Source organism: Streptomyces sp. NPDC043861, from assembly GCF_056435905.1.
The window spans coordinates 215248-233824 of sequence record NZ_JBWKDP010000007.1 but is presented as its reverse complement, the minus strand read 5'-3'; the positions used below and the strand labels follow the sequence as shown (position 1 = coordinate 233824).

Here is an 18577-nt window from a genome sequence, read left to right as displayed (position 1 = left end):
GGACGCGCCAGGGACCGATCCTGACGCTCTCGCCATCGACGGCGATCTCCCCCCGTGCGGTGGGCGCGCGCCTTCGCACTGCAGGAAGGTTCAAGAAGCTGGACGGTCTGCTCGAAGGTGCGGCAGGCCTCGGTCAGGGGTTCGTGTCGGGTGTCGGGCCGAGGCGGGCGAGCAGCTGCCGGCGGGGATGGGCGGTGCGCCAGGTGGTGAGCTGGCGGTGGAGCCAGGAGCCGATTCGCGCCGGGCCGAGGTGGATGTCGCGGTGAGCGCGACGGGGTCGCGGCCGTGGTGGTGCAGGAGGCGGGATCGGGCCTCCGCCGGCATCGCGCGGGTCGGAGGTGATCAGGTCCCTGCGCATGCGATGCACTCGGGGTGGACGGTGAAGACGAGGTGCCGGCGGTGCTCGGTCAGCTCGCTGGTCTCGCGGCCTGTTCCCCGCCCCCGGGTGTGGGCGGCGGGACGGTGGCGGACTTGGTCCGGGAGACACCTGTCGGCGCGGATGAGGTAGTGGACGTTCTCCGGGAGGGACAGCGAGCCTTCAGTTGTGCCGGTGGTCCCGGCGGAGCTTTTGCGCTCCTGGCGGGGCTCACGGAGGTCTTCTCAACAAAATGATCTCGTGAGGTGACGCGGCCCAGGGGATCCCGCGAGCCGCGATGAGTCCTGCGGCGTCCGGCGGTCGTATGGTCGAATCCGTTCCCGAGGAGGACTTCTGATGCGCAGCGTGACCTATTCGATGAGCGTCTCACTTGACGGCTACATCGTCGGGCCCGACGGCGGCTTCGACTGGACGGCGCCCGACCAGGAGGTCTTTCGCTTCTGGATCGACGAGATTCGAGAGGTCGGCGTCCACCTGTTGGGACGACGGCTGTACGAGACGATGCTGTACTGGGAGACCGCCGACCAGGATCCATCGATCGACGACTCGGAGCTCGAGTGGGCCGCGCTCTGGAAGCCGCTCCCAAAGGTGGTGTTCTCCACCTCGCTGTCGGCGGTGCAGGGCCATGCCCGCCTGGCCTCCGGCGGCCTGGCGGAGGAGATCGAGCGGTTGCGAGCCGAGCCGAGGGAGGACGACATCGCGATCGGCGGCGCGACTCTCGCCGCCGAGGCGGCCGCGTTGGGTCTGATCGACGAGTACCGGGCCGTGGTCTACCCGGTGCTGGTCGGCGGCGGCATTCCGTTCTTTCCCCGACGCGAGCGCCGGGTGGATCTCGAACTCGTCGAGACCCGCACCTTCAGCTCGAGATTCGTCTACCTCCGCTACCGCGTGGCGCGTTAGCCGGCTCGTCCGCCGAGCCCTAAGAACGGGCCAGTCGGTGACGTCTTCCCAGTGAAGATCACTTCCAGTGTCAGCTGAGGACGAGGGCGGCGCCGGTGATGTCGCCGATTCGGCTTGGGCTGAGGGTGACAAGTTGCAGGGTGCGCCAGCGTTGTTTGAGTTCGGCAGCAGTGCGTTCGCCCAGGGCGCGGACGTTTTCGATCAGAGCGTTCGTTGCGCGAGTGTCGGCGTGCAGGGCCTGCTCGGACTGGCCCTTGGGGCGGCGGACGGGGACCCGGACACCGATGCCCGCACTGATACAGCCCCTGTCCGCCAAAGTCGGCATGCCCTCGGCGGCTGCGTTGTACAGCGCCGGTAGCGCGTGGCGGCAGGCGGCGGTGATATCGGGGGCGGAACCGGGCTCGACGTCGGAGACCCACACGAGTGCCGTCCGGGGCGGACTGGACTGCACGTTGCCACCGAATGCCGTGTGCTCCTTGCCGAACCACAGGTTCCGAATGCTGTCGCGTTCAGAGCTCCTGAGTCTGAGGGTTCGGCCCGCTGAGGAGCGGCGAGAGTGCGAGGCGCAGATCGTCGAGCTGCCGGTAGTGGAGTGCAGTCATGCCGGCTTCGTGGGCCGCCACGACGTTGGCTTCGGTGTCGTCGATGAACAGGCAGCGGTTGATCGCGGCTCCGACGTGTTCTGCAGCGATGTGGTAGACCCGCGGATCGGGTTTTGCGACGCCGATGCGGGCTGTGTTCACGACAGTGTCGGCCAGGTCGGCAAGTCCTTGTCGGGCAAGGTCCTGCTCCAGCCGGGTGGTCGCATTGGACAGGAGCGCGACGGACGCAATTTTGCGTACCCGTCTGAGCAGCGCGACAACCTCTTGGTCGACTGCCGGTACGAGTTGCGACCAGGCCGAGACTGCAGCGCGGGCCCGGTCTTTCGATCCGTAGCGGTCGGCGAGGTCGGCCGCGACCGCCGACCGCCATTGCTCGTCGGTGATCTCGCCCGTGATGGCGGGGTGCAGGCGGGCCGGTGCAAAAGCCGAGGCCGCAAGGGCCCCGACGGGCAACCCGTGGGCTTGTTCAAGCGTGTCGGCAGCGGGCCAGTGCCGGAGTACTCCGTCGATATCACAGAGCACGGCGTCGTACGGGAGAAGAGGCATGTCCATCACTCCTTGGCGATCGTTCGGCGGCTGACCCCGGCAGCGTCGCCCCGGTCTCCGGCCGGACGGGGACCGGGGTGCACAGCCCGGGGCGGGACGGCGTGCCCGGCGATCAGCGGCGCAGCGCGTGGACCGCCGTCATGAGGTTCTGCATCGCTTCGTCGGCGTCGGCGCGGTTGCCCGAGTCGAGGACGGCGAGCGCGGCTGCTGCGGCTTCTCGTACGGAGTGGGGCAGTTCCTCGGTCGCGGCGACCTGGTAGGCCGTGGCGCGGCGGGCGCTGCGCTCTTCCGCGGTGACTGCGCCGTCTCCTGCGAGGGGGAAAGCGGCCGCCTCGTACGTGGCGATCTTCACCAGTGCCATGTGGGCGACGCCTTCGGCGTAGCCGAGCGCGGAGGCTTGGGCGCGAGCCCTGACGATGTTGGCCATGGTGTGTCGCCGGACCAACACGGTGCCGATCGCTGCGCCACTGCCCATCGTCCCGGCGCCGATGAGGCCGAGCGCCGGCCCGTCGAGGGCAGCACCGATGGCCGCGCCGATCGCGGCCGTGCAGATGACCATCCCCGTGAGGACCAGGCGGTAGGTGCGTTGGGGTTCGGGCGAGACCATGGGGCGCAGTCTGCCAGGGAGGCGCGAGCACGCAGGGGGCGGGTGCACCGTTGCCTGCCCGCCTCTGCGGGTCGATTGCAGCGCGGCGAGGATCACCATGCGGTGCCGCTTGCACGCCGGCGCCGTCCCGGTGGCGCACAGGGCCTCGTCGGACTCGTACAGGGCGACGGCGACGCACTCGTACAGTGGCGTTGTTTCGGCGGCGTGGTTCGGCGGCGTCGGCCTCACCGAAGTGTCGGTGCACCTGCGCGAGTGTGCGGGCCGTACCCATGGGTACGGCGCTTCCTGCGGTCGGCCCTGGGGCATCCCGACTCTTCTCGCCATGGGAACGAAACCCCGACCCTTTACCTCTGGCGCAAGAGCCCCGATGAGATCCTCGACCGACTCGGCGGGTACTGCCGCTCCCCCAGCACATGGCGAGTGCTGCGCCCTGACAGGACGCCGGCTCGTCAGGGCCCTTGGTGCAGAGCAGCCTGCATCCGCTGCCCGATGCCGCAATCAACCACAGCCGTGCGGTCGGCTCGAGGTGAACGTCACTACCGGCTTCCTCGCTCGCCTCCAGGGGGCCGATGAGGAGCACTGGTTCGACGATTGGAGGCGACGAGGTCGAGGGCGTGATCTCACGCTCACCTTCATGCGTGCCAAGCGCGACAGAACCCGACGGCGAGCCGGTGGATCCGCGTCACTCGGCGATATAGGTGCGGTAGGTCCAGCGGTAGACCGGCAGTGATTCGCCGTGCAGGGTGCGGTACTCGCCTGTGAACTCGAAGTGCTCATAGGCGTTGTGGCGCAGTATCTTGACCGGCTCTCCGCATCCGCCGGGCGGCGCCGCCCAGACTTGGGGAAGGTCGTCGGGACCTCCTCGAAGGAGCACTACGTTCGATGGATCCATGGCTCGTGCCTCCAGCAGCCTGGGACGAGACGGAGTGGAGCGGCGTCGAAGGACGAGCCGGCGGGCGAGCCTTGCACGGCTCGCCGGGGCTCATGATCCGGATCGGTCCTCGAGTGTGACTCCCATGTGGTCGGCGAGACCTGTGGCGAGGGCTGCCAGCGTCGGGTGCTGGTAGACGAAGTTGGCGGCGATCTTGATGCCGAGCGCTGTTTCCAGCCGGGTTCGCAGTTCCAGGGACAGCAGGGAGTCGAACCCCAGTGACTTCAACGGGGTCTGGGGGTCGAGGGTGGTGTTGCCCAGCCGGAGTACCGCGCGGATGTGGCCGGCGATGTGGGACTCGAGGGCGGTACGCCGGGCCAAACCTTCCGGGAGCGAGTTCAGCTCCGACAGGATGCCGGCGCCGGTGTTGTGACCGGTGTCTTCGGGCCTGCTGTCGGCGAGGAGGCTGAACAGCGACGATCGCCGCACCGCGGGGAGGATCCAGGTGCCGGGTTCCCCGGGGATGACGCCGGTGCGTATGCGCCGGTGGATGAGCAGTGCGTTCAGCGCTTGGAGTCCCTTCTTCGTGGGAATGGTCCGGTAGCCGCGTTCGGCGAAGTCGACGGCGGCTCCTGTCTCCCCCCATGCGCCCCAGTTGACTGCGAGAGTGTGCATGCCCTGGCTCGTACGCCAGTTGGCGAACCCGTCGAGCCAGGAGTTGGCGGCGGCGTAGGCGCCCTGGCCGGGGTTGCCCAGCAGGGAAGCCATGGATGAGAACACGGCGAACCAGTCGAGGGTGTGACCGGCGGCAGCTTCATGCAGCCTCCAGGCCCCCGTCGCCTTGGGCCGCCAGACGCGCAGGAGCTGCTCGTCGGTGATGTTGGCGATTGCCGCGTCGTCCAGGACCATGGCGGCATGCACGAGGCCCCGCAGGAGCGTGCCGTTCGCGGTGGCGGCGGTCACGAGGCGCTCGGCGGTACCTGGTTCGGCGATGTCGCCGAGAATGACGGTGATGCCGGTCCCGCGGGCGCGCAGCTCCTCAAGGGTCTGCTCGGTGGACTGCGAGGGGGGCGTGCGGCCGTTGAGGACGACGTGGCGGGCACCCTGTCGGGCGAGCCAGCAGGCTGTTGCGAGTCCGACACCACGCAGGCCGCCGGTGACGATGTAGGCGCCGTCCGGGTGAACAGCCGAAGGCTCCTCAGGGAGCACGGCGGTGGTGTCGCCGCGGTCGGGGACGGTGAGGATCAGTTTGCCGATGTGGCTCGCAGCGGCCATGGAGCGTAGTGCCTCCGTCGCCTGAGCCAGTGGGACGCTTCGGTAGGGCAGCGGCCGCAGCCGTCCTGAGGCGATCTCGCCGAGCACCTCACGGAACACGGCGGTGAACACCTCGGGACGCTTGTGCTGGAGCTCGATGAGGTCGACGGTGGTGAGGGTGATGTTGTGCCGCAGCGGTGACAGCCCGACGGGGGTGTCGGAGAGAATGTCCCGGACCCCGAGTTCGACGAAACGGCCGAAGGGGCGCAGGGTTTCGAGGCCGGCGCGGATCGCCGGGCCGGAGAGGGAGTTGAGGACGACGTCCACGCCCTCGCCCGCGGTGGCGGCGCGGGTCTGATCGGTGAAGTGCAGGGACCGGGAGTCCATGACGTGCTCGATGCCCATGCCGCGCAGATAGCCTCGTTTCTCCGCGCTGCCGGCTGTGGCCAGCACCTCGGCACCCAGCAGCCGGGCGACGCTGACGGCGGCGAGGCCGGTCCCGCCGGTGGCGGAGTGGATCAGGACCCGTTCACCGGCGGTGAGGCGGGCGACGTGGTGCAGGGCGTACCAGGCAGTGATGTATGCAGCGGGCAGTCCGGCTGCTTCGGTGAGGGCGACACGGGCCGGTACGGGAGCAATGGCGTGCACGGGCACAGTGACGAAGGAACCGAAGGCACCGCCGTGCAGGTCGATGGCGAGCGCGGAGTCTCCGACGCGGACGGTGTCGACGTCCGGACCCACCGCGGTCACCGTCCCTGTGCACTCGAAGCCGATGCGGTGCCTCGCGTCCTCGTCGGTGGACAGGAGGCCCATGGCTGTGAGCACGTCCCGGAAGTTCACTGCCGCTGCGTGGACTTTGAGTTCGACCTCTCCGGGGCCTGGTGCGGGCTTGTCGGTCAGCGCGAGTTCCAGCGCGTTCAGATCGCCGAAACGGCCGACCCGGAGCCGGAAGCGGTCCGTGCCGAAGCGCACGGTGCGGGTGGTGGCCGCGGCGCGTTCGGTCTCGGTGAGTGGCGCGTGGTCAAGTCGGGCGAGGTAGCGGGCGCCGTCGCGCAGGGCGACCTCGTCCTCGGTTGCGTTGTGCAGCAGTTCGGCCGCCACATCGTGCAGTGCGGGGTCGGCCGGGTCGGCGTCCAGGTGTGTCGGTCGGAGCTCCGGGTGCTCGTAGGCGAGTACGCGTAGCACTCCGCGCAGGGCGCTCTGGGCAGGGTCGGCTGTCTCTGCGGGATGGATGGTCTGGGCACCCCGGGTGACCACGAAAAGGCGAGGGGGCTGCGGGCAGGCGGCAGCCGCTTGGGCGGTGTCGATCAGCCGTCGGGTGCGTCGCAGTGCATCCGCTGTCGGATCCACGGCCTGCTCGGGCGGCGCACAGAGCAGCACCACATTCTCCGGAGGCGCGGGGAGGGCGGACCACCGTTCGAGGAGTGGGTCCTTGAGCAGTCCGAGCGGGCGGTCGCCCATCGCGCTTTCGACGACCTCGGTGGCCGCCCCGGCCGCTTGCAGCAGTCCGGCCAGCGCCTGGGCGGAGCCGTCCGCCTCACCGACGAGGAGCCAGCTTCCCCCCGGGGTCGTTGCGTTCCGCACCGGGTGCGGGGCGGGCAGCCAGCGTGGCTCGAGGAACCAGCCGTCCACGTCGTCGGCGCCCGGAGCTCCGTGGCGTACCAGCTGCAGGCCCTCGACACCGAGGAGGACTTGGCCTGTCTCGTCCAGCAGGCGGACGTCCCCGGTGATGGCGTCGGCCGTCTCCTGCACGATGCGGGCGTGACAGTACACGGCCGCCGTGGGGTCGCCGAGGATGCGTACCCTCCTGGCACCGACCGGAAGGATCAGACCGTGTCCCCTCTCCCGGACCAGTCCTGCCACGAGCGCTTGTGCGCACGCGTCGACGAGGACGGGGTGGATGCGCAGGTCGTGCGGTGCGGACGTGGCGGCGGCCGACAGCTCGACCCGGCTCCAGGTGCTCTCGCCGTCGCGTGAGATGCGCAACTTCGTCAGGCCGGTGAAGGCGGGGCCGTGTTCGATCCCGCGGGATCGCATGCTCGCGTAGAGGGAGGCCGGGTCGAGAGCGATGGGGTGCTGTGCCGGCAGCGCGGTCAGTGTCGCCGCAGGGGGCAGTGCCGGTGCGTCGGGGATGTGGCGCAGTTCGGCGGTCGCGTGCCGTACCCAGTTTCCGTCATCGCCTCGTGCGAAGATCTCGCACTCGGCGTGATCGGGGCCGGTCACGGTCGCGATGGTGACCATCTCGGTGTGCTCGGACAGGTGCATCAGCTCCAGGAACCGGATGCCGGTGACCTCGATCTCCTTCGAAGGTGCGCCGAACACCTCGCAGGCCGCGGTCAGGGCGACCGCGCAGTACCCGGCGCCGGGAAACACCGGGTCGTTGTGGACCCGGTGGTCGGCCAGCCACGGCACCGCGGCGGTTCCCACGTCCGCTCGCCAGTGGTGGCGGACCTGGGCACCGGGAACCTCGGCGTGCGTGCCGGGCAGGGCGCGGGCCGTTCCCACGGGAACGTCGGGTAATGGGGTGGTGTCCGCCCAGTGACGTTGCCGGTCGAAGGCGAGGGTGGGTACGTCGGCGAGCTCCCCGTCCGCGTAGAGCTTCGACCAGTCGACCTTGACGCCCGCGCAGTGCAGAGCGGCCAGCTGCGTGCGGAAGGTGGCGAGTTCATCCTCGTCCCGGCGCAGAGTGGGCAGGACGACCGGGTTGTCGACGAGACGGGGCAGGCTGTCGGCGACGGAGCGGGTGATGACCGGGTGGGGGGAGACTTCGACGTAGACGGTGTGCCGGTCCGCGGCAGCGGCAGCGATTGCCGAGGCGAGCCGCACGGGGCGGCGCAGATTGGCGCACCAGTAGACGGCATCGAAGTCGGGAACGCGACGTGGGTCGTCCAGAACCGTCGAGTAGAAGGGGACTCGTGGCTGTTGGGGTGTCAGGCACTCCAGTGCGGTGCGGAGGTCGGCGAGCAGGGGGTCGACCTGTGGAGAGTGCGAGGCGACGTCCACGGCGATCAGATGCGCGGGGACGGCACGCGAATCCCAGGCGGCGACCAGCCGCTCGACCTCTCGCCTCTCACCGGCGACGACGGTGGAACCGGGCGCGGCAAGGACCGCGACCGAGACCGCTCCGGCTGCCCGGGCGGTTTCGATGTCCGCTTCCACCGCGGCCCGGTCCAGGTTCACGGTCGCCATGGCGCCGGCTCCCGCGATCCGGGTCAGCAGCGAGGATCGACGGCAGATGACCCGGACGCCGTCGGCGAGACTCAGCGCCCCGGCCACGACGGCGGCCGCTACTTCTCCCATGGAGTGGCCCACGACCGCGGCCGGCTCGATCCCGTGCGCCCGCCAAAGAGCGGCGAGCGAGACCTGCAGCGCGAACAGCAGGGGTTGCACCCGCGAGCATTCGGTCACCGGGACGCGGGTGTACACCATGTCGAGTACGGAAAAGCCCGCCTCGTCGCTGATGAGCGCGTCAACTTCGGTCATCACCGTGGCGAAGGCCGGTTCGTGGTCGAGCAGTGTGCGTCCCATGCCCGGCCACTGCGAACCCTGTCCCGAGAACACCCACACCGGAAGCCGGGTGACTCCGGTGGCGACCGTGCCGGTGACCAGGCCGGGGTGAGTCAGTCCGGTTGCGAAGGACCTGAGGGCACCGACGAGTTCATGGCGGGAGGCGGCCACCGCGCCCAGGCGCCCTCGGCCCGGCGAGCGCCTCAGGGCGAGGGTGTGGGCAACATCGCGCAGCGGCACGCTCGAGCCTTCTTCCTCGAGCCAGTCGGCGAGACGTTGCGCAGCGAGCGGGAGCGTCCCGACGGATCCGGCGGGTATGAGAAGGACCTCGGGCTCGGGGCGTCCGAGCGGGCGTGCGATGGGCAGGTCGCCGGCAGCGGCGGGCGCTTGCTCGAGGATCACATGGGCGTTGGTGCCGGAGTAGCCGAAGGACGAGACGGCCGCAAGCCGGGGGCCCGAACGGGTGGGCCACTCGCTCATCTCCGTGGGAACGAAGAAGCGCGTTCCTTCCGGCGCGATGGCGGGGTTCCACTGCGTGAAGTGCAGGTTGGGCGGGACCAGTCCGTGCTGAAGGCACAGCACCGCTTTGATCAGCCCGCTGATTCCGGACGCCGGTTCGAGGTGCCCCAGATTGGTCTTGATCGATGCGAGCGCGCACCGGTCCCGGCCTGTGCCGTAGACCTTGGCCAGGCTCGAGAACTCGATCGGGTCGCCGAGCGGTGTGCCCGTACCGTGCGTCTCGATCAGACCCACGTCCTTCGGATCGGCCCCGGCGCGGTCCAATGCCTCGCGATACAGGTCCTGTTGGGCGGCCGCAGACGGGGCGGCGAGCCCGTCGGAACGGCCGTCCTGGTTCACGGCCGAGCCGCGTATCACGGCCAGCACACGGTCGCCGTCCCGCTGGGCGTCCGCAAGGCGTTTGAGCACGACGACTCCGCACCCCTCACCGCGCACGAAGCCGTCCGCGGCGGCGTCGAACGTGTGGCAGCGCCCGGTCGGGGACAGCATGCCCATGCGCGCGAAGGACCTCATGGTCCTCGATCCGAGGATGAGCGTGACACCTCCGGCCAGAGCGAGATCGCACTCCCCCGCTGCCAGCGCGCGGCCTGCCAGGTGAACGGCCACAAGCGATGAGGAGCACGCCGTGTCCAAGGCCACGCAGGGACCGTGCAGTCCCAGGAGGTAGGAGATCCGGCCCGCGGCGACACAGTGGCCGTTCGTCAGGAGCGAGCCCTCCAGCTCCACCGGTTGACCGGCGAGACCCTCGTAGAAATCGTTGTAGCTGATGCCCAGGTACATCCCCGTCGCGCTCCCGGCCAATCCGTCCGGTGGCAGGCCCGCGTGTTCCAGTGCCTCCCAGGCCACCTCCAGAAGCAACCGGTGCTGCGGGTCGAGCACGTCGGCCTCGCGACCGGACACTCCGAAGAAGCCCGCGTCGAAGCCCGACACGTCCCACAGATAGCCACCCTGCCGGAGCGCCGTCTTCCGGGGCCCGGAGCTGTCGTGACGATCGGACAACGCGGGGCCGCCACGACCGGCGGGAGGAACACCCACGACATCCCGGCCGTCGGCCATCAACCGCCACAGTGCGGCAGGAGAATCGGCATCGCCGGGAAGCCGGCACCCCAGACCGACAACGGCGATACGGCTGTGCTCTTGGCACGCAGAGTGTTCGGACTGGACCATCGGAAGCCTCCTCCTCCCGTCGCCCGCCCGGGCCCGGGATCGATACGTGTTGTGGAATGCTCTTGCACCGCTTGGTTCTCGCCGTCAATCGGCGTCCGGGCTTCCCAGCAGGATCGCGCTCTTCACGCCGCCTATCTGGTACGTGAAGTTCAACGCGTGATGGAATTCGAGAGCGCGCGTGCGCACACCGGGAACCGGATCGAATACGAGACCCTCGGCCGGCTGCTCACAGTTCGTCGTGGGGCACACCTCGCCGCGTTCCATCATGAGGAGGGTCAGCGCCACCCCGAGGCAACCCGCCGGGGCGCCGTTGTGGCCGAAACAACCCTCCTGAGACGTCATCAACAGGCTGGCTGCGGAGGGGCCGTAGAGTTGCCGGACCGCATTCACCTCAAACGCGGTGACAACAGCGTCGCCATCGCTTCCCCCGTGAATGTAGGGGATCTGGTCGATGGACCATCGCTCTCCCAGACACGCCCGGACCGCGGCCACCAAGCCCATTCCGCTCTCGTCGCTCGCCAGCGGGTTGGCAAGACCGTCGCGCGTCGTTGCCTGCGAAAGGATCCGGCCATACACGTGAGCTCCACGCCGAAATGCACGCTCCCTGCTCTCCAGGATCAACGTGACGGAACCCTCGCCGTAGTTCACGCAGTCCGCGCGGCGGTCATAGGGCCGCATAAGACGCTCGAACGAGGGCAGCAGCGCGGGTTTTCCGGCCGACCGGATGGAAGCGTCCGCTTCCTGGGCAACACGCAGCAGACGTTGGGCCTTTCGCACCAGACCGACGTGGAACACGTCGACACCGGTGACCACCGCCATGTCGACCACACCGTCGGCAATGAGTCCGCGGGCGTTCCCGAGCTGGACCGCGGACGAAGCACAGCCGCAGGACACCGTGAAGCAGGGGCCGGTGGAGCGGGTCACCGCTCCCTGCACGAGGGCAACGTCGGAGGGGGATACGGCCAGTTCGGCCCCGATGAAGAGATCCATCGCCTCCAGGGCGGTGATCGTGTCAGGGTCGGCCCGCAGGACTGCCTGGTAACTGACGACTTGAGCGTCCACACCGCCCCGCCCCGCCAGAATCGCCGCGGCAGCCAGGTCTCCCGCGTGCAGGTCCACGCCGGCATCCGTGCACGCCTCGGCCAGTGAGACCAGCCCGAACCGGTGCGCCGCGGTGAAGTGCCGGACGAAAACCCCCGGCAATCCGGGCATGCGCTCCTCGAACATGGCATCGGTGAGGTGAACAGGGCCGTGATAGACACCGTCACGTAAGAGGCATGAACGTCCGTGTGAAGCGATGTCCCAGACTTCCTCCGCCGTGAAAGCGGGTCGACCCTCACCCGGCAGACAGAACCCCATGCCCGTCACAACAACGTCCCGCGCGCCCGCTCGCACCCTTCCACGTGCTGTCACCGCTCGACCGCTCATGTCACACCTCCGCGCACTCGTTACGGCATGCCTGTCAGACCTTTTGGGACGTGCATGTCACGGCATGGCGACACAACACACCGTTGCCGGACCTGAACCGGCCCGGAACCCGAAATTGCCGGACCCCTCGGTGAGCGGCTCGGCGGGCGCCGATACCTGCTCAGGAACAACTGACGCCTTGTCGGCGAGAGATGAGAAAACCGGCCTGCCTTCCGGCCGCCGTCGAACTGACAAAGCCGATTCCGACTGTGTCCAGTAGGGCTCCTAACCGTAGGGCGTAACAGGCAGTTACAGAAATGGCGACGATCCGGCGCTCGAAGCACTGCCAACGACGAACGCGCGCCGGAACTCCACCGGCGTATTTCGCTACTCGCGTGTCCGGATTCCATGACTGAGAAAGCCGGAGTTTCCAGGGGCTTCATCCGAACACAAGTACCGGGGACACTCGCGCGAGACGACATCAAAGTCGTCTTTTCGAACGCATTCGAAGCCACGACCGCCTCACTGTCCCGACCCCACCCGCGATTGGAAGCACCCCCATTCGGGCCGTCCGGCGCGGGCTGGAGCAGAGGATTGAGGTGGACCGTGCGCCGTCGTCCGGCGAGTTTTCGCCGTTTCGCCTGCGCGCGTCCGTCAGAGCGGACAGGGGGTCGCGCGAGCGGCAGCCGTTGTCCAGGAGCACGGGCGGTTCTGCGAGCCCCGACGTGACTCTGCCGGGGATCTTGGAGTTTCCCGGTGCGACAGCGTGATCAAAGGGCATGCTCGGGGCTGTTCCGAGGTCCGCTGCAGTTGTCGAGGTGCCCGCTGTCCGTCCATCCCCCTACCGGCGAACAAGTCCCGTCTCTGACCGCACAGGTCGCGAGGGCGAGCAATCCGGGCGGTACGGGCAGGGGCAGCGGGATGCCTCGGCAAACGGTGCGGGCGACCATCCGGGTTGCCGGTGGGCGCTGCTGTCGGCGTCCACCGCCCCGGCTCCGCCGCAACGGTCACTCCCGCTGTCCCTGCATTGTCACCAGCCGGTGAACCACCTCGGAATCCAATGCCGGGTTCGCCGCGGCCGCGTGGGCCAGCTCCTCGTCGTCGAGGAGTTCCGACAGCCGGGGCTGCGGAAGATTTGGGTGCCGTGCCAGCGCGGCTCGCACGGCAGGATCCGAGTCCCGGGTGAGCCGCTCCACGGTTGCCGGCGCGGTCTGGGGGTCACGGCCGGCCAAGGCGCGGACCTCGGGGTCGCCGTGGTCGGCGAAGGCGGCCAGGCCGGTGGTGGGGAAGTTCGGCCGGGTGGTGAGGTGCGCACGCTCGTGGCCGTTGTACTCCAGGAAGCTGCGCAGCAGCAGTGAAGCCGGGGCGTCCGGATGGTTCTGGGCCAGCAGTACGCGTACGCCGAGATCGTCGTCGACGGCCAGGCGCTCTACGAGGTCGGGCGGCAGCGACTGGTCCCTGGCCGCCTTCCGACGCAGCAGTGGGTGGCCGGAACTCGCGTCTCGGCGGACGTCCTGGAGGTCTCGGGGCACGTAGGGCTCGGACTGCACAGGGAAGCAGTCGTTCATGGGGACCCTGTAGTCGATCCCGGCCCGTTCCTCCTCGCTCAGCTCGGGGTGCACGGACAGGGCCAGCCGCACCTTCGGGTCGGGGTCCGCGGCGAGCGCGCGGCGCTCGGCAGGTCCGAGGTCCGGGCGGCGCGCGATCGTCTCGCGCACCGCTGGGTCCGGATCGGCGGCCAGGAAGGCCACCACGTCGGCGTACAGGCTGGGGTTGCCGGCGATCGCCGCCCGCTCTCCCTCGGCGACCGGAGCGGTGAGGACGTTGTCCACGACGGTTCTGCTGAGGGCCCGGTGCATCAGCATGTCCCAGCGTGAGTGGCACGACCGGTCAGGCAGTTCGCGCTCCACCCACGCCGGATCCAGGTATCGCGCGTGCCTCTGTGCGCTTTCCCGGACGTCCTCGTCAGGATCTGCCAGCAGCGCGGCCTGCGTGTCGGCGGGCAGCAGATCCCACATGCCGACGCCCATGCAGCGGACCTTCGCGACCGGATGAGTGGGCATGGACCGACGTAGCCCGGTGGAGATCTGTGGGTAGAGAGTCCAGAGGAGCTCACGATCATACGTGCTGATCATGCGCACGACAGCCTCGTCGGGCAGCGGTCTGGGCGCACCACCGGCAGGCACCCGGGGAGCCTCGGCAAGGTGGGCACGGACGAACCATTCCGGGTCGTCCACCAGTTGTGCCCGTTGTGCTGGATCGACATGCGGGTTGCGGGCGAAGAAGCTGCGGGTGTGGGTGTCGGGGTGCTTGAGCACGGCTTCGACAACAGCATCGGGCAGGATCCGGTCCCGGCACAGCACCATTCGCACTGCCAGCGGACCGTCGGCGAGCAGCCGCAGCAGGACATCCTCCGGAGAGGACGGATTCAGAGCCACCCCGGCGAGCCGACGCGCGGGCAGATCAGCGGCCGCCCAGATTTGCTCAGGCGTAGGCATGTGTCATAACCCCCGTGTATCAACTGGCCTCCTTGGGGCCATCGGCCATGACCTTACCGGCCTCGCCCGGTTACAGACCGGGCCCGATCGTGCAGCGCCCAAGCACGGCGGCGCACCGCCGTCCAGGAGGTCCGGCCGGTCTCCAGCGCGGCCACGATCGAGTACGGCCAGCCCGGGACCATGTGGTGCTTTCCCTCACCGCGGCCGAAGGTACGGCAGAAGGACGGTCCGGGCAGGTGCTGGCACCCGGCCGCAACCACGGCAACACGTCCGCGGCCGGCACGATCCGACCGTCCGCAACCCTCGGCAACGGCAGAGAGGCCAGCACGCGACGCAACCGGGCAACATCGAACGCGGCGTTGGCGTGCCTCCCAGCGGCAGCCGGTGGAGCGCCGTGGCTGTCGTCGTGCGCCCGCGGGGGATCACGGGACAGCCCTCAGGGGACCAGTTCACGCAGGATCGTCGAGGCGAGAGCTGCGTCGAGGGCGCCGACGCCGGTCAGGTCTGCGATGGTGATCGCCTCGGCCGGGCGTTCGAAGGGTGCGCCGAGGAGGAGTCCGACGGGGGTGTCGCTGGTCGAGGTGACGGTTCCGTCCAGCACTGCGCGGCCGAAGTCGCCGTGTTCCACGCATTGCTGGTGGTCATCGGTTGCGATCAATGCCGCGCGGGCGAAGAGGGCAGTGGGGAGCTCGTTCTTGTGGGGCATGTCGGTGCCGATGCCGGTGACGTGCGTCCCCTCGCGGACGTCGGCGGCGTTCAGAACCGGAGTGGTGGCGGGGGTGGTGGTGACGACCATGTCGGCTCCGGCGGCTTCTTCGGCAGAGGCCGGCCGGGCCCGGTGGCCGCCCCTGGTCAGCTCTTCGCACAGTGACTGCGCCCTGCGCTGGGTGCGACCGTGGACGAGCACGGTACTCAGGGGGCGCAGTCTGGCGAGCCATTCGACTTGCAGGCGGGCTTGTGCGCCGGTGCCGAAGACGCCGAGGGTGTCGGCGCCTGTACGGGCCATGGCGTGGGTGACGAGGGCTCCGGCGGCTGCGGTGCGCCAGGCGGTCAGCAGGCCCCCGTCGTCGAGGATCGCTTTGACCTGGCCGGTCCGGGCGCTGAGGACGCAGACCAGGCCGTGGTTGGAGGGCAGGCCGGCCGCGGGGTTGCGGTAGAAGCTCGAGGCGATCTTGACGGTGAACTCGGGGGCGTCGGTGACCCATCCGGCCTTGACGTGGCAGTCGCCGTCGGAGTCGGGGAACTCGAGGTGCACGGGTGGTGGCACGGTCGTGCGGCCGTGGGCGTGTGCGATCAGCGCGTCACGGACGGTGTCGAACACCAGGCGGGGAGTGGCGGCTTGCTCGATGGCGGCGGCGTCGAGGACGGGGAGGGTCATCGCCGTGCCCGCAGCCACTGGGTGAAGGCGGCCAGGCCCTCTTCGGGGTGGGAGCGGCCGACGCCGATGCGGAACCGGTCGGGGGGTGTGGGGGTGAGTTCGGATCGGTAGATATTGGCGGGCAGCAGCAGGACTCCTGCTTCTGCCACCAGTCGGGTGCAGAACTCCTCGACGCCTTCGCGGCCGAGGTAGCGGGGGTAGGCGACGCATCCACCGTCAGGTGCTTGCCAGTCGAAGTAGTCGGGGAACTCGGCGAAGAAGGCATCGAACAGCGGCAGGTTCCGTGCGATCAGGGCGCGGTTGCGGTCGAGGATCGTCGCGCGGGCCTTGAGGGCGATCCGGGCCAGGACCTCGCTGGGGGCGGAGTTGCAGATCGTCGTGTAGTGCTTGGCCCGCTCCAGTCGGCTGAGCAGGACCCGGTCGCGGCAGGTGATCCAGCCGATCCGCAGGCCGGGCAGACCCAGGGACTTGGAGGTCACGTTCAGCGACAGGGCGCGCTCGGACAGATCGGCGGCTTGCGGCAGCGTCAGGTCCGGATCACGCTCCAGGCCGCGGTAGACCTCGTCGCTGAAGAGGTGGATGCCGTGCTCGTCGCACAGCCGCGCCAGCTCGGTGAACTGGGCGGCGCTGATGACCTTGCCGGTGGGGTTGTTCGGAAAGTTCACCGACAGGACCCGTGTGTTGGGGCGGATCGCCGCCTTGACCTCGCCCAGGTCCAGTGCCCAGTCCCGGTCCGGGTCGAGGGCGACGCCGGTGACCTCGCACAGCGCCAGCGGCACGGTCTCGGCCGCCTGGTAGTTGGGGGTCACCACGATCGCGTGGTCACTGGCGCCGAGCAGGACGTTCATCGCCAGGTACAAGGCCTCCTCGGCACCTGCGAAGCAGATGACATCAGCAGCGTCCGCCCGCTCGTACATCCCGGCGATCACCTCGCGCAGGACCGGATCACCGTAGGTCTCTGTGTAGCCGAGGGGGAGGTCCTCGAAGGCCGTCCGGTCCCGGTCGTCCGCCAGGGCGAGCAGATCGCGGAGTGTCATGGTCTGGACGTCGGAGGCCGTCATGTGGTGGCGCGCGGTGAACTCCCACTGCGAGAAGTAGGTTTCCAGGCGGAAGTCGGGCAGGCGGGTCACGGTGCTTCGTCCTTTGCGTTCGATGCTCTGAGATCGGCAAGAAGGCCGTAGAGGGTGGATCGGGAGACACGCAGAGCGCTGGTGACGACCGGAGTGGCGCGACGCACGGCGAACACCTTGGCCTCATCCATGCGGGCGAGGACGGCCAGGCGATCGGCGCGGGTCAGCCGCTCCACCGGACGTCCGCACTCGCGGACGTAGGCGCCGACGATGTGCTGGATGCGTTCGCTCCAGTCCTCCTCAAACAGCGGCTCCGGCCGGGACACGGTTGGGGCGCCGAACGCGGACAGGACGGCCGCGGCCTGCTCCAGCGGGGTGCGGTCGAGGTTCACGCACAGCACCCCCGACGGCTTCCCTTCCGGATCGCGCAGTACGGCGCTGACCGACGAGAGCCGCCGGCCGTCGGCGACCATCTTTTCGTACGGGCCGAAGACGTCGTTGGCTGATGGATCGAGCCCGTCCAGTTCGCCGAGCAGCGACGGATCACCCGGGCCGCGGGACGTCATCGGGTTCCAGATGGCCAGGATCCGGTCCGTGTCCGGATCGTGCAGCACCACCTCGGCGTACGGGCCGAGCAGCAGTGCGACGGCCTGACAGACCGGAGACCACAGTCGTACTCGCGGGTCGGGGCCTTCTTCCACAGTTCCCATGCCTGGACTATACGTCCAGTTTGGACGGAACGTCCATGCCGCGATGAGGCAAGCGACCAGAACCGTTCCGTGACCCTCGCCCGACGGACGGTCGGCCCCTGCTGAACGCAGTTGCGTTCCTGCCCGGTCCGCGGCGGCGGGCTCACCGCCAACCCCGCCTTCGGCAGGTCTCCTGCTCGCGGGGCTACCGCCGCGGTGAGGAAGCCTGGCGCGCTCGTCAGCGCGACGAAGAACACGGCCGCCGACTCGGTGCGACATCGCAACCGTCCGCACGGTCCGATCCGCCGACGCGCTGGTACACCCGCCTGGCCAGGAGGGAACCACACAACCACCCCCACAGTCGGGCGCGTTGGGCGCCGCACACACGAGAGCCCTGGCACAGTGCCAGGGCTCTCGGAGTGCAACGTTTCCGCCCCCGCCCGTTCTGGGATTCGGAGGCTGTGAGGCGGCGCGGTCACGGGCGCCGTGGCGCCAGCGACCCCGGTGCACGTACGTCGGGTGTATGCGCTGACGTTCAGCGCTTACCAGCGTCCTTGATCTTCTCCTTGGCCTCACGGGCGTCGCCCTTGGCCTGCTCCGCTCGGCCCTCGGCGATCAGCCGCTCGTTGCCCACGGTGCGCCCAGCGCCTTCCTTGACCTTACCGATGGCCTGCTCTGACTTCGCCTTGGCCTTCTCGTTGGCAGCCATGCTGCTCACCTCCATGCGTCGAAACCGTGTGCTGTGTCTGCGTGTGACCACTGACGAGGGCCGCAAACGCACGCGATTCCAACGGAGTCCGTGCCCAGCAGCGGCTCGAGAACCGCATGAAGTGTGCCAAGGTCGGAGCAGGCACTGCGCTTCCCCGCACTCTGTCCGTACACGGGCGCGCCGGCGTCGATGCCGGTGACGTCGGCACCGCGGTCGCTCAGTGCAGCGGACAGGGGGCCCGAGCCGCAGCCGGCGTCCAGGGTCCGGCGGCCGGCCGCGTCTCCGGCGAGGGCTGTCATCGCGGGCCGCTCGCAGTACGCGTTCAGGAGGTTGTTCTCGTTCTCCGCCGAGTACGCCTCGGCGAAGCTGTCGTAGTCATTCGCCCCGGCCGGATCTGCAGGCTGGGCGAGGGTCTCGGGCATGTCGGTTGCTCGGGCCATGGTCGCAGCCTGGTTTTCACAGGATCCACCGGACAGG

At 69.2% G+C, this 18577-nt stretch carries 12 protein-coding genes and 2 pseudogenes; 1 reads left to right on the top strand and 13 read right to left on the bottom strand.

Annotated features, from left to right (window positions below):
- Positions 1-712: 712 nt before the first annotated feature.
- Positions 713-1276, top strand: a complete 564-nt coding sequence (locus AC068D_RS18690) for a dihydrofolate reductase family protein (RefSeq protein WP_478824105.1) — start codon at positions 713-715, stop codon at positions 1274-1276.
- A gap of 70 nt (positions 1277-1346) precedes the next feature.
- Here the strand turns inward: AC068D_RS18690 and AC068D_RS18685 are convergent, their stop codons facing one another.
- The 13 genes and pseudogenes from AC068D_RS18685 to AC068D_RS18625 all read right to left on the bottom strand — a co-directional run.
- Positions 1347-1766, bottom strand: a complete 420-nt coding sequence (locus tag AC068D_RS18685) for a transposase family protein (protein WP_478824230.1) — start codon at positions 1764-1766, stop codon at positions 1347-1349.
- A 19-nt stretch (positions 1767-1785) separates the two neighbouring features.
- Complete coding sequence (locus tag AC068D_RS18680) at positions 1786-2430, bottom strand: HAD-IA family hydrolase (protein WP_478824229.1); 645 nt, start codon at positions 2428-2430, stop codon at positions 1786-1788.
- A gap of 106 nt (positions 2431-2536) precedes the next feature.
- Positions 2537-3031 carry a hypothetical protein gene (locus tag AC068D_RS18675; protein ID WP_478824104.1) on the bottom strand — a complete coding sequence of 165 codons (495 nt, stop codon included), beginning with the start codon at positions 3029-3031 and terminating at the stop codon, positions 2537-2539.
- Between the two features lie 682 nt (positions 3032-3713).
- Positions 3714-3923, bottom strand: a complete 210-nt coding sequence (locus tag AC068D_RS18670; RefSeq protein WP_478824103.1) for a DUF5988 family protein — start codon at positions 3921-3923, stop codon at positions 3714-3716.
- A 90-nt stretch (positions 3924-4013) separates the two neighbouring features.
- Positions 4014-10349 (bottom strand): SDR family NAD(P)-dependent oxidoreductase, encoded by a 6336-nt coding sequence (locus AC068D_RS18665; RefSeq protein WP_478824102.1) that lies wholly within the window; start codon positions 10347-10349, stop codon positions 4014-4016.
- Positions 10350-10433: 84 nt separating this feature from the next.
- Positions 10434-11777, bottom strand: a complete 1344-nt coding sequence (locus AC068D_RS18660; RefSeq protein ID WP_478824101.1) for a beta-ketoacyl synthase N-terminal-like domain-containing protein — start codon at positions 11775-11777, stop codon at positions 10434-10436.
- Between the two features lie 986 nt (positions 11778-12763).
- Positions 12764-14254 carry a hypothetical protein gene (locus tag AC068D_RS18655; RefSeq protein ID WP_478824100.1) on the bottom strand — a complete coding sequence of 497 codons (1491 nt, stop codon included), beginning with the start codon at positions 14252-14254 and terminating at the stop codon, positions 12764-12766.
- A gap of 113 nt (positions 14255-14367) precedes the next feature.
- Positions 14368-14603: pseudogene (locus tag AC068D_RS18650) on the bottom strand (transposase); the annotation flags it as partial.
- Positions 14604-14690: 87 nt separating this feature from the next.
- Positions 14691-15650, bottom strand: a complete 960-nt coding sequence (locus tag AC068D_RS18645; protein WP_478824099.1) for an ornithine cyclodeaminase family protein — start codon at positions 15648-15650, stop codon at positions 14691-14693.
- Complete coding sequence (locus tag AC068D_RS18640; protein WP_478824098.1) at positions 15629-16762, bottom strand: aminotransferase class I/II-fold pyridoxal phosphate-dependent enzyme; 1134 nt, start codon at positions 16760-16762, stop codon at positions 15629-15631. Before AC068D_RS18640 ends, AC068D_RS18645 begins: the two co-directional genes overlap by 22 nt.
- On the bottom strand, positions 16759-17412 hold the full coding sequence (locus tag AC068D_RS18635; protein ID WP_478824097.1) for a helix-turn-helix transcriptional regulator: 654 nt from the start codon (positions 17410-17412) through the stop codon (positions 16759-16761). The genes AC068D_RS18640 and AC068D_RS18635 overlap by 4 nt, the downstream gene beginning before the upstream one ends.
- 514 nt (positions 17413-17926) lie before the next feature.
- Positions 17927-18100, bottom strand: a complete 174-nt coding sequence (locus tag AC068D_RS18630) for a CsbD family protein (protein ID WP_478824096.1) — start codon at positions 18098-18100, stop codon at positions 17927-17929.
- A 110-nt stretch (positions 18101-18210) separates the two neighbouring features.
- A pseudogene (locus AC068D_RS18625) lies at positions 18211-18522 on the bottom strand (class I SAM-dependent methyltransferase); the annotation flags it as partial.
- Positions 18523-18577 lie beyond the last annotated feature (55 nt).

Bases quoted from the DNA above. Each gene is read 5' to 3' on its own strand.
- AC068D_RS18655 (WP_478824100.1), bottom strand. From the start codon at position 14,254: ATGCCTACGCCTGAGCAAATCTGGGCGGCCGCTGATCTGCCCGCGCGT.
- AC068D_RS18630 (WP_478824096.1), bottom strand. From the start codon at position 18,100: ATGGCTGCCAACGAGAAGGCCAAGGCGAAGTCAGAGCAGGCCATCGGT.
- AC068D_RS18680 (WP_478824229.1), bottom strand. From the start codon at position 2,430: ATGGACATGCCTCTTCTCCCGTACGACGCCGTGCTCTGTGATATCGAC.
- AC068D_RS18670 (WP_478824103.1), bottom strand. From the start codon at position 3,923: ATGGATCCATCGAACGTAGTGCTCCTTCGAGGAGGTCCCGACGACCTT.
- AC068D_RS18660 (WP_478824101.1), bottom strand. From the start codon at position 11,777: ATGAGCGGTCGAGCGGTGACAGCACGTGGAAGGGTGCGAGCGGGCGCG.
- AC068D_RS18690 (WP_478824105.1), top strand. From the start codon at position 713: ATGCGCAGCGTGACCTATTCGATGAGCGTCTCACTTGACGGCTACATC.
- AC068D_RS18675 (WP_478824104.1), bottom strand. From the start codon at position 3,031: ATGGTCTCGCCCGAACCCCAACGCACCTACCGCCTGGTCCTCACGGGG.
- AC068D_RS18665 (WP_478824102.1), bottom strand. From the start codon at position 10,349: ATGGTCCAGTCCGAACACTCTGCGTGCCAAGAGCACAGCCGTATCGCC.
- AC068D_RS18635 (WP_478824097.1), bottom strand. From the start codon at position 17,412: ATGGGAACTGTGGAAGAAGGCCCCGACCCGCGAGTACGACTGTGGTCT.